4 protein-coding genes are annotated in these 12,817 nt (G+C 42.4%); 1 reads left to right on the top strand and 3 read right to left on the bottom strand.

Annotation, left to right across the window (positions count from 1 at the left end; all coding sequences use genetic code 11):
* Window positions 1–178 precede the first annotated feature (178 nt).
* On the top strand, window positions 179–598 hold the full coding sequence (locus tag MICAI_RS20440) for a YraN family protein (protein ID WP_008206626.1): 420 nt from the start codon (window positions 179–181) through the stop codon (window positions 596–598).
* A gap of 884 nt (window positions 599–1,482) precedes the next feature.
* On the opposite strand, the gene MICAI_RS20435 is transcribed toward MICAI_RS20440, so the two are convergent.
* The 3 genes from MICAI_RS20435 to gltB form a co-directional block, all read right to left on the bottom strand.
* A complete protein-coding gene (locus MICAI_RS20435; protein WP_008206624.1) occupies window positions 1,483–4,950 on the bottom strand; it encodes a type ISP restriction/modification enzyme in 3,468 nt (1,155 codons plus the stop codon).
* 241 nt (window positions 4,951–5,191) lie between these two features.
* Window positions 5,192–7,378 (bottom strand): DNA cytosine methyltransferase, encoded by a 2,187-nt coding sequence (locus tag MICAI_RS20430; protein ID WP_002803192.1) that lies wholly within the window; start codon window positions 7,376–7,378, stop codon window positions 5,192–5,194.
* Between the two features lie 69 nt (window positions 7,379–7,447).
* Complete coding sequence (gltB, locus tag MICAI_RS20425; RefSeq protein WP_008206622.1) at window positions 7,448–12,052, bottom strand: glutamate synthase large subunit; 4,605 nt, start codon at window positions 12,050–12,052, stop codon at window positions 7,448–7,450.
* Window positions 12,053–12,817 lie beyond the last annotated feature (765 nt).

Below are 12,817 nucleotides of genomic sequence, written 5' to 3'. Positions count from 1 at the left end.
GTAAAAATCGAAAATTGTCCTGCTTGGTTAGGAGACAGGAGACAGTAGCCAGTAGTCAGGAGTTCGGAGTCAGAAGACAGGATAATAAATCAACGTTGTTCCCTGTTCACTGATAACTGACCACTGATAACTGACCACTGATAACTGACCACTGATAACTGACCACTGATAACTGAACATGACAACCGTGGGGGAATTGGGCGAAAATTTGGTGGCGGATTGGTTGCAATTACAGCAATGGCATATCCTCCAGCGTCGTTGGCGTAGTGGCAGCGGTGAAATCGATTTAATCGTCTTGTCTAAGTCTCAGGCGATTCTCGCTTTTGTCGAGGTGAAAACCCGCAGCGCTGGCAATTGGGATTTAGGGGGCAAATTAGCAATCGATGACCGTAAACAGGGGAAAATTTACGAAGCCGCCCAGATATTTCTCTCCTTTTATCCCCAATGGTCCGATTTAACCTGTCGCTTCGATGTGGCTTTAGTTAGTTGTCAAAAAAGTTCTCTATTCGCTTTACCTGAGTTTTCCCTTGATTATCCCTGTCAGCTACGGGCAGGTTATCAATTGCAATTACAGGAATATCTCGTGGCGGTTTTCTAAAAACATAATATGCCCGCCTAGGGAGGCGGGCTTCATCCTGTACAAACGATATGGACTCCTAAAAATTTAACGGACTCAATACAATAGAGGTTTACGGAACTCACAACAGTCTATCTGTCAACTATCAAGATTTCTCAGTTTACCGACTCAGGTGCTGATTACAGCCCACTCCATCTGTCCTATCTTGAGCGACAGAGGCGAAACCATACTTTACTTTACAAACTTTGAGAATCTGCGTCCGATTTAGCTGTTGCGTTGAGCTAGAGCAGGTGGCACAGGCTCTAGGTCTTTTTGCCTGTAAGGAAGTTGAGTCGCTTCCCTTGTGCCTTATGTTTTTAATATAACACCTTTGTCAGGACTAGATCGAGCTTGTGATGAAAGTTTACACTTATTGATTTTTAGCAAAATTTGCCGTTACAAAACTATAGATAGGGTCTGCTGAACAAGTTTGTTGGTGGAGGCAGGGTGTGGCCCCCCCAACCCCCCCGACATCGGGGGGGCAGGTGGGGTGTGGGGTTTTACCGATTTTGAGGTGGCCAATTACCTAATTTTTAGGGAAAAAGTACCTGAATTTTCCCCCTGATCACTCCAATGGTCGGCACTTTTTGATTGACAAAAAGTCTAAAAGCCTTACCCAACAAGGTTTTTAGATTTATTCAGCAAACCCTATTTAGGAATTTTAGGCAATTTAATCCTTATTTTTGCCGTTTTTAAACCCTCAAAAATTAATTAAGTAGGTGGGTGGAATTAAATATAAAATGAACGTAGGTTGGGTTGAAGCATGAAACCCAACGCCCGATTATGTTACGCTACCGCTAACCCATCCTACAAATAATTGTGCCTACCTACTTATGCAAGAACTCTATTTAATCAGCCAACCCTAATTAAAAAGAATACACGGCTGTTTTGATATTTTGGTAGTTATCATCTAGATCTGATTCTAGGAGAATAATCGCAGTAATTCTCCTAGTCATCTCTCTGACTTCCTGCACTTCTGCGATAGTTAATCCCCGTCCTAATAATTTTTCCTCGCGATAACTTAGCCATTTTTTAATAACTTGATAACCCCCGATAGTATATTCCCAAACCCGGGCCGGTATATTTTGCCAATAGGCTCGATCGTTGAGATAAATATCATAGGTTTTGGTTCCTAATAATTTTCGCATTTCTGGACTAATTACGCTCATTTCTGCGGTTGTATATTGTCTGGCGATCGCTTTTCCTTTACCCGGCATTGTCACACCATTTTTACCCCCATGTCCCCAACCGACGTTAATAATTAAATCCCCCTTATCCGGGTTTAAATTTCCCCCATCAGTGCAGGAAATCAAGGCGATTTTTTGCAGTGCAGGGGTCGGTTTTTTGGTGACTCCTATAACGGGGTTTTCTGTGTCTAAAAGAGAGGCGATCGCTTGTCCTAGTTGGGCAGATTTAATTAATAATTCTTGGCTATTGGGAAGGGGAATCCTTGGGAAGTCTTGACGAATCCCGTCGGCATTTTCCCCAAGATATAAGGGAGAGTATCCAATCGCTAATGTGTGCAGCCAAATTAAGGAGGCATTCTCGATATTTTCATCAAGATTATTAATACCCAGTTGATTTAAGTATTGACGAGATTTTTCTGAGAGATTGGCTTTTGTTTTAACAGTTGTATAACTTTCAAAATTAAATAATTTATCTTGTTTTTTTGCTTCATGTTTCGCAGAAGGATAAATTAACATGGGAAATGCAACTGCATGACCTCTCATACAATCCCTAGCAAAAAGACTTTGAGTAAATAGAAAGGGAATTCCTTCTGGTTGAGCAACTCCTTTAGAACGACTTAATAAAAATAAATTTTTATATGTGTACTGTACATATAAATCTGGCCTTACTCTTTTCCAAACATTAGGGGCTAAAGTAATATAACACCATCTTGTATCATAGGGACGGAAATTATATCTTTTCAGGTTATTTTCTTTAAACGAATCTAATTGATGTGCTTTTTTTCGTACAGTTTTAGCATCAAAAGACGCACTATCTCGACTTAACCCAGTTTTTAAAGTTAAAAATTCATCCCAGTCAGTTGTTTTATCAAAATACTTTTGCATTCTTAATGATAAAATATCTTGATCACAATCTATAAGTGCATTTGCACGATCTTCATCCATACCCTGTAATGGAATAATTAATGATGAATCTTGACAAGATAAATCTGTTAACTTTGGCCATGCTAAATAGTGAGAAGAAACATCGGAGGGACGGAAAGAATAACGATTAGATTGTTCTGGGTTAGAGACTTGATAAAAAGCATCAAAATCTTGATTATTTAAACTATCTAATAACTGTTCTCGTTTAGCAACTCCCCAGAAATGGCGAAAATAGACATCAACATTTTTATTCCTTACTTCCTTTCTTACCATTAGTCCGATAGTTGTCCCGACTCGAATCCCTTCCTTATTGTATTGAGTAGAAAAAACACTAGGATCGGGATTACCTTCAGGGGTTAACTTTCCTGTTTCGCGACTATCACCATTGAGACAATCAAACCAAAGGCGATCAAATTCTTGTAAAAATCTTTGTCGCATCACCACAAAAGAAGGATCACCGAGATAGGAAAAATTAGAAATATAACAAACAACTCCTTTGCCAGTATTTTCTGAAATACATCTTTCCGCTAAACGAAAAAAGCGCACATATAACTCATCCAGATTAAACTTTTTAATCACCCAATCGGAGATTAAACCCTGTTTATACACTTCCACTAAACCTGCTTCTTCTGCGGGACTGGTTCCAGCAAAAGCATTGTAGGGAGGATTACCGAGAATAACTAAAATCGGTTTACCGCGCTTAACTTCATCGGCTGCTTCTCGTTCCTTATTTAACTCCGGAAAACTTAATTGTAGCTGTTGAATTTTCTGTTTACTTTCCTCATCGGGAGGTTGCCAACCGGTTAAAGCATTAGTCAGATAAATCCCGACTCGTTCACTATCTTCTATTAAAGGTACATCCAAACTTTGCAGGAATAAACCTAATTGTAGATGAGCGACGACAAAAGGAGCGGTTAAAATCTCGAAACCGAAAATTCTTTCTATGGCTGCCTTTTTCACCAAAGCCATGGCTAAAGCACCCGCGCCATTTTCCTGTAAAGTATCGGTAATATAGCGCAAAACCTCGACTAAATAAGCACCAGTTCCACAGCAAGGATCGAGAATATAAACATCGGGATTAGCTAAACCGTCCTCAATATTTAATTCTTCTCGTAAAACTCGATCGACTCGCGCTACCATATAGCGAACAATTTCCGGAGGAGTGTACCAAACTCCCAATTCTTTGCGTAAATCAGGATCAAAAGCTTGCAGAAATGGTTCATAGAAATACTGTACCGCTTGTCCCTCATCGAATTGACGAAAAAATTCCTCTCGTCGCACTCGATTTAAAGCTGCACCGGTCCAGTTCAAAACTTCTACTAATCCCAAAGATTTTAACTTACTCGGTGCGGCGATCTGCTCAAATAGGATCGCTAACATGGGAACATGGAGATGGTGGGCTGCGGATTTCCAATCGAACTTATCCTCTTTATCCTCGCGATTGAGGTTTTGCTTGTGCCATAATACCCAAGCGGAGAATAAACCATAAAAGAGGGTTTGCACGAGGGTAGAACGAAAAAATTTATTTCCCTGTTCCCGTTCAAATTTGATACCTAGGGCATTTTCTAAAGCTTGACGAATATTGGCCAGAGCGGGAAGATCGGAATGATGTTCTAAGCGTGCTTTTGCGTCCCGCGCATAGGAAGCAAGAAACCAAGCAACATCGGCCGGTGAGGTGATAGGAGCCGCCTGTAAAAGCACTCTCTTTAAGTATTCTAAGAGGCTATCACCGTGTTCGGCGGCAAATTTGGATGGATTTGAGGTTTTTAGCCAAAACTCGGCTTCTGACGGGGCTAAACTATAGGCTTCTAATTCCACCGGTTGACCTTGGCTATTGCGACCGATGAGCAGAAAATCGCGATAATTGCTGACTAATACTTGACCGTATTTTTGCCAGTATTTTTGTACTTGCTCGCTGGCGGCGATTTTTTTGACATCTTCTTTGGTTCCCTTAATCTCGATCGCGCCTCTTTCGGGAAAAATCGCCGTAAAAGGTTCTAATTCTTGATTTTTGGGGAATTGATCGACGTTAAAAAGTCCCCCGTCCGGCAATCCCGCACCCTGATTTCTGAGGTTGATAATGCAGCGTACTCGCGGTTTTAGGGTTTTACCGATTTCGTTGAGGAGAGTTTCGAGAGTGCCGTAGTAGGAGGTTTCTTTTACTGCTGCTTGGGATGAGTGGATTTCTTGCAGGTTGCGAAAATAATTAACGAGGGGATTCATGAGTAATAAAGTAATAGGACAAAATTAACTTCTTGGTTAGGATAGGCAAAAGGCAAAAGTATGTGTAATTAATTGTGTCTAGCTACTTAAAAAGTGTAGTCTAGATAGGGTTGGCCGAAAAAGTTTTTCGTGGGGACAGATTGTGGGGTGTCGGTCGTCGATACCCAATTAGGTTACACTTCATCTTAAGAAAAGCTGTCACCAGAGATGGTATATTTTGGCCATAGTATAGCTCGCTAGTTTAGATTTGTTCAATTGGAGAAATAAGATTAGATAAAATTTCGTTCCATTTTAATTTATGAATAGTTTGTAATTCCGAATCTATTTCAATCAGATGGGAATAGCTATTGACAAATTCTTCTGGAGATGATATCAGTCTCAGATAATATTTAATTGTCGGTATAATACCATTGGTGATTATTTGACAACCATGATTGTTTTTGATAGTTTGAATCTCAGACATGATTAACTCCACTTCTGTGGGTTTAACATCAAACGATGATAGGATATAATATCTTCTCGGATTAAATTTGATAATTTTATCTTTGGCAATTCGGAGAATTTGTAAATCAATGTACTTACCATGCTTAATTTCAATAACTTCTACTAATTGTTTATTTTTATCAAAAATCTCAATATCTCCTGCACTACCAGAAGTTAGATCAGAAGCTGTGTGACTGCCTAGAGGTTTTAATGTGCAGGATTTGTATCTTTCTACTTCTATAATTAACCTTTGATAAATTGCATATAGTGCTAAAACAGGTAATTTGGAAGCTCCGCGAGTTTGATAATTGAAACTAAAATGATTTTCTAGGCAACTGCTCAAAGTGTTGATATCAAAAGGTTCAGGATTATCTATCTTCAAAATTTTAATCTTTTGAGTCTGGATAATCTGATTAACTTGATGAAGTAAAAGCCTTAAAATAACTTCAGCTTGTTGAGGATTAGTTTCAATAAAATCAATTAAACCCAGAAAAGCATCTTTGGTTTTTTGATTACTAATTTTACCTTGATAATCTAAAGTATAGGGAAAGGGTTGTTCTAAAGAACGAGTTAGCCAGCCACTTTCTGCCATAGCTGGTAATCCCAATTGTTTCAAGGTGGGAGTAATATACTGAGTATCAATAGTTCTTCCTGAAAATCCTCCAGGTAAATTAGTTTGATGGTATCTAATATCTTGATTAGGATAGAGAATTTTATGAACTAATAAAGTTATTAAAACCGTATAAACTCCCTTTTGTTTTGAGCAATTAGTAGCAATTTGTTGGATATAGTTTTGATAGGGTTGAGGGGGCAGTGGTTGCCGATCATCTAAATTTAAGGATTGGTCATAAATGTCTAATAACTTTTCTTTATGGTTCATAAAATCTAATCCGATAATTTCCAATTGAATATTCTGACGAGAAAAAGAAAACTCCTTTAAGGATACTCTAGAATTGTTTTCAAAAATATGTTTCTTAATGGCAATAGCCAACTCTTGAATCATGGGAATACAAACCGAATTACCCACCTGTTTATAAGACTCAGCTAAGTTAGGATGAATTTGAAAGCTATCGGGGAACTTCATCAGTCGATAGCATTCTTGGATAGTTAATTTACGCACCTGATCTTGTTCGGGTATATAAATAAAAAAACGTCCAGATGTTTCCTGAGATGGTATAGTAGGATGTACTCCATCGATCGAATAAATTCGGTTAGGTTGATGATGAACCCGGGATAAATGTTCTGTATTTGGTCTGATACCTTTTTTCCAGATAGTTTTATTGCGATAACCGACAAAAATTAATCCTGATGGTTGTAAGGTAGGATTATCAATGAGAGTATATTCTTTTTTATCTAAGTATTCAAAATTGCCTTGAGGAGACAGAAAATCGCGTAACTTAGGTATTGGTGAAGTATATTTTAATGAGTTGAAATTAAATTTTTTATTTTGGGTAGCAATAATAATAATTCTTTCTCGATTTTGCGGCACACCAAAATCCTTGGCATTTAAGAGCTTATAATCAACTAAATAACCCAGTTCTTCCAAAGAATGCAAAATAATATCTAAGTTTTTGCCTTTGTCGAGGTGAATTAGGTGTTTAACATTTTCCAGAAGAATTATTTTCGGCTTTTTTAATTCTACTATTTCGCAGATGTGAAAAAATAGAGTTCCCCTTGTATCTCTAAATCCGGCTCGTTTTCCAGAAATGCTAAAGGGTTGACAGGGAAATCCTGCTGTCAACACTTCAAAATCAGGCAGGTCATGGATAGCAATTTTTCTAATATCTTGATCGGGAATTTCTTGAAAATTATTGAAATATACTTTTCGACAGTTTTCGTCTATTTCACAAGAATATACACAGTCATAACCAACGCTCTCGAAAGCTAATCTAAATCCTCCAATACCAGCAAAAAGATCGATAAATCTGAGTTTTTCGTTTGTCATTGCCAAATTATGACATCAAAGAAATTAATCAATGGGTGCGTTAACCAAGAGTAACGCACCCCGAGGAAATTACACCGAAGTTAAGGTTTTCTCCGCGCTAATTTGCGCTTCGGGACTATCCGCTTCCGAGGGAGGGACTACTTGCCAGAATTGACCGAGATAGCTATCCCAATTAGCTAAAATTAACTTACCTTTGGGGCTATTAGTGCGTTCTACATGGGCCTCAATTAAAGATTTTAACTGTTCCGCACCGGCAGCCGTGCCAACCCGTTGAATCTTGACAATTTCGGGGTTGAGTTTCTCCGGTAGGGACGGATCAAGGATATAAGCTAATCCTCCCGTCATCCCGGCGCCGACGTTGCGACCGACGGAACCAAGCACGACAATTACCCCCCCGGTCATGTATTCACAGAGGTGGTCCCCGGCCCCTTCGATAACCGCTTGTGCGGTGGAATTGCGGACAGCAAAACGTTCACCAGCGCGACCATTCGCGTATAACACCCCACCGGTAGCCCCGTAGAGACAGGTATTACCGATAATAGCGTTATCTTCGGGCTGATAATTGGCGTTTTGGGGCGGTAAGATGACAATTTCGCCGCCGTAGATGCCTTTACCCACATAATCGTTAGCTTCTCCCTCTAAATGGAGATTGACACCGGGTAAATTAAATGCTCCGAAACTTTGACCGGCCGCACCCTGGAAATTGAGCTTAATTTCGCCTTCAAAGCCATCATTACCGTATTTTTGGGCAATTACCCCCGCAATTCTCGCCCCGACAGAGCGATCGGTATTGACAATCCTGTAGGTTTTGCTGACGGTTTCCTGTTGCTCGATCGCTTGTTTAATCTCGCTATCGGCTAGAATATCGTCATCGAGAACAGCACCGTTACTATGTACTTCCTCGTGCTGCAACCAAGAGCGATCGCCACGTCCATCGGGTAAATTCAATAAACAATCAAGATTGAGGGATTCTGTCTTAGTTAAACGAGCATCGGAGCGCACTTTTAACAGATCTGCTCGGCCAATCACCTCATTTAAACTGTGATAGCCTAATTTCGCCAATAATTGCCGCGTTTCCTCAGCCACTAAAGTGAAGAAATTGACCACATGAGCGGGAATTCCTGGAAAACGAGCGCGCAGACGTTCCTGCTGGGTAGCGACTCCCACAGGGCAATTATTCGTGTGACAGACGCGGGCCATGATGCACCCCTCAGCAATCATGGAAATGGAACCAAAACCGAATTCCTCCGCACCCATCAGAGCAGCCATGAGGATATCCCAACCGGTTTTCAGTCCCCCATCTGCACGCAAAATCACCCGATGACGCAGTTGATTTTCCATTAACATCCGATGCACTTCCGTCACTCCCAATTCCCAGGGACTACCCGCGTGTTTGATCGAACTTAGGGGTGATGCACCTGTACCACCATCGTGACCGGAAATCTGGATAATATCAGCGTTAGCTTTGGCAACTCCGGCCGCAATTGTACCGATACCGATCTCGGCCACTAATTTGACGGAAACTTTGGCCCGGGGGTTAATTTGGTGTAAATCGTAGATTAATTGTGCTAAATCTTCGATCGAGTAGATATCGTGGTGAGGAGGGGGAGAAATCAAGGTAACACCCGGTTTTGATCGCCGTAACATGGCAATATAGGGACTGACTTTTTTCCCCGGTAATTGACCTCCTTCTCCCGGTTTTGCTCCCTGGGCCATTTTAATCTCTAGCTGTTTTCCACTCATTAAGTATTCGGGAGTGACTCCAAAACGACCCGAAGCTATCTGTTTAATGGCAGAATTAGCCGTATCACCGTTTTTTAAGCCGTTTAGGTGAGGCATGGTCACGGAATGTCCCTCGGCATCCACATCGCTTAAGCTGGTGTAACGGATCGGATCTTCTCCCCCTTCTCCGGAATTGGACTTACCTCCGATGCGATTCATGGCGATCGCTAGGGTTTCGTGTGCTTCCCGGCCCAAGGCACCGAGGGACATTCCCCCTGTGCAGAAGCGTTGCAGGATACTTTCGATCGATTCTACTGCTTCGATGGCAATTGAGGCTCGATCGCTGTTAAATTCTAATAGATCGCGCAATGCAGTAGCGGGTCTTTGCTGCAAGATTTGACGATAGGTTTCGTAATGGTCATATCCTTGACCTTGGGAGTGAGCGGCCACGGCTTTATGGAGTGCTTTCGCCATTTCCGGAGAATTCATGTGGTATTCTCCCCCCGGACGGTAGTTGACAAAACCGTAGTTTTCTAGTTTTTTGGCGGTAAGATTGGGGAAAGCTTGACGGTGGAATGCGATCGCTTCTTGGGCCACTTCAGCAATGCTTAAACCCCCAACGCGACTGGTAGTACCGTTAAAAGCTAGTTTAACTAAATCTGCCGATAATCCGATCGCCTCGAAAATTTGCGCCCCATGGTAGGAAGATAGGAGAGAAATACCCATTTTCGAGAGGATTTTCAGTAATCCCGCTTCTACGGATTTGCGGTAGTTAATTAGGGCTTTTTCGAGGCTAATAGCTTCTAATTTGCCGTTTTCCATCAATTTCTGCGTTCTTGGCTCGATCCACCACTGGGCGATCGTTTCTAGGGCCAAATAGGGACAGACTGCGGAAGCTCCATAACCAATTAGACAAGCGAAGTGATGGGTACTCCAACATTGGGCCGTGTCGATCACGATCGAAGCTTTTAAACGCAAGTGTGAGCGAATCAGGTGATGATGGACGGCACCAACGGCTAATAAGGGGGGAATATAGCTAGTTTTTTCGTCAATAGGAGCAGTTCTGTCACTGAGAATTAAAATTTCTGCTCCCGATGCTACTTTCTTGGCGGCCTCAGCGCACAAATTAGCGATCGCATCTTCTAATCCCCCCGGTCCGGTGGTCAGATCATAAAGGGTAGAAAGTTCGGCTGTTTTGTAGCTAGAGGTTTTAACTTTGGCTAATTCCGCATTATTGAGCAGGGGAGAGTCTAATTTCAGTAAATGTGCGTCATCAACCCCTAATTTCAGGATATTACCCCGTCGTCCCAGATACATAGTCAAGGACATGACTAAACTTTCGCGTAAAGGATCGATGGGAGGGTTAGTAACTTGGGCAAAACGTTGTTTAAAGTAATCGTAGAGAAGATGGGGTTTACTGGAGAGGACTGCTAGGGGAGTGTCATCACCCATACAGAAAGTCGGTTCTTTTCCCTGTTCTGCCATGGGGACGATTATCAGATCCACATCTTCGGATGTATAACCGAAAGCGGTTTGCAGGGGAAGGAGATTACTAGGGGTGGGAATGTCTATCGCTGTTTCTTTGTCAATAAAGGTGCGTTGGGATTTCACCCATGCACCGTAGGGATTAGCGCGGGCAATTTCCTGTTTAATCGGCCAATTACGCTTAATTTCGCCTTTTTCTAGGTCAACTGCGATCATTTGACCGGGGCCGAGACGACCTTTTTCCATAATGGTGGTTTCATCGAGGGGAATAGTTCCCGCTTCCGAGGAGACGACGATATAACCGTTGTTAGTAATGCTATAACGGGCCGGTCGCAAACCGTTGCGATCCAAACAAGCGCCGACGATTCCCCCGTCACTGAAGACCAGTAAAGCTGGGCCGTCCCAGGGTTCCTGTAAACCGCTATAGTATTCGTAGAAGTCGATAATTTCGGGATAATTCTGTAAATCCGGCTGATTATTGTAGGCCTCCGGCACTAGGATCATAGCCGCTTCTAGGGGACTGCGACCGGTTCTCACCAATAATTCTAGGGCGCTATCGAGGTTATAGGAGTCGCTGTTAGCGGGGTTAACAATGGGGGTCAGGGATTGTAATTCTTCGTGGGTCCAACCTTCCGTTTCTAAAGCTGGTTCCCGGGCCGACATCCAGTTAATATTGCCCAAAAGGGTGTTAATTTCGCCGTTATGACCCAATAAGCGCATCGGTTGAGCGAGGGGCCATTTTGGTTGGGTATTGGTGCTAAAACGTCGGTGATAAATGGCAAATTGACTGCTATAGGCGGGATTTTGCAGGTCTAGATAGAACTCTCGCAGGATTTCGCCCCTTACCATGCCTTTATAGACTATGGTGCGACAGGAAAAGGAACAGAAATAGAAATCATCGGCCAGTTGCTTACCCACTTCAGAACGGGCAATATAGAGTAGGCGATCGAATTGAGAACCGGCTAAATCGGGGGAAGTCACCAGAATTTGCTCGACGTAGGGTTGATTTTCCCTTGCTTGTCTTCCGAGGACTTGGGGACGGACGGGAACAGCACGCCAACCTAAAATCTTAATATTATATTTATTGACAATTTCTTCGATGTGTGCTTTAGCGTCGGCTCGTTCTTGGGCCGCTTGGGGAAGAAAGACCATACCCACCCCTAGACGCTCAGATTCTGGCATATTTAAGCCATTTTCGGCGAACCAAGGAGCGAGGACATCTCTGGGGATAGCGGTCATCATACCGGAACCGTCCCCGGAATCCTGATCGGCGCTGCAGCCTCCCCGGTGTTCCAAACAACCTAAGGCTAAAAGGGCCTGTTCAATCAGTTGATGGCTGCCGGAACCGCGCACATCGGCAATAAAACCGACTCCGCAAGCGTCCCGTTCCTCTACGAGCCATCGGGGACCCCAATAGGGATCGATTTGGTGTATATTGTCGGTTTTTAGGTTATTTTGTTGCGCCATAGAAGTTATCCTTAGGGTCGTTGTCTAGAAGGGTGGGATAGTTGGTCTGCTGAAAGGGTCAATCTAGAATAGAATTTTTTTTGATCTTGCCGTTTCGATTGTCGCTGATTTTTCCTAATTTTTGCCTGTTGCCATCTTTATCTTGGCCGGTCTGAGGAATCACAGGTGATCTACCATGATATAGTAGCTCTCAGGAATTGTCATCGAAAATCCCCTGGATGGGGGTGAAACATCTAAATTTCCCTGTTCTATCAATTGCCAGCCAAATATATACCTTATATCTTCTTACAATAAACTAAAGACCACATTTGATCACACTCTATAACTAATTGGCCTTTTGATTTTTCAACGAACCTTTACTTAACGGGGGACAGCTCCCAATTTATTGTTGACCCTTCGGCTTCGGGATGGGTCAACGTCGAGCGAAGTCGAGACGTTGACGTAATTTTGTAACCACGACCAACTTACACCTGTAAGTCTGGTAAGGGACTTGCGCTTTGATAATGTAACATTTATGGCTTGTCTGATTCCTCTACAGAGCGACTGTCTGGCTGGGATATTATTCCTACCCAGGTCCCTAAGCTGTTCGTAATTTAAATTGCTTGTTGAGATCAGGCGGTCGGCAGGGGGCAGGAGGCAGGAGGAAAAATCGAATATGCAATTTAGATTCAAAACAGCTTAATACTTCCTGGAGAAATTGCCGATAAATTTCTGGAACTGAAGAGTTTTTCGTTGGGGGCAGTTAACCATCTATGGAGAAAAGCA

The organism is Microcystis sp. T1-4, from assembly GCF_000297435.1.
Lineage (GTDB): Bacteria > Cyanobacteriota > Cyanobacteriia > Cyanobacteriales > Microcystaceae > Microcystis.
Note: the sequence above shows the minus strand (reverse complement) of the source record. Positions and strands in the feature narration are given on the sequence as shown.

Coding starts and splice junctions, on each gene's coding strand:
- MICAI_RS20440 (WP_008206626.1), top strand. CDS start 179: ATGACAACCGTGGGGGAATTGGGCGAAAATTTGGTGGCGGATTGGTTG.
- MICAI_RS20435 (WP_008206624.1), bottom strand. CDS start 4,950: ATGAATCCCCTCGTTAATTATTTTCGCAACCTGCAAGAAATCCACTCA.
- MICAI_RS20430 (WP_002803192.1), bottom strand. CDS start 7,378: ATGACAAACGAAAAACTCAGATTTATCGATCTTTTTGCTGGTATTGGA.
- gltB (WP_008206622.1), bottom strand. CDS start 12,052: ATGGCGCAACAAAATAACCTAAAAACCGACAATATACACCAAATCGAT.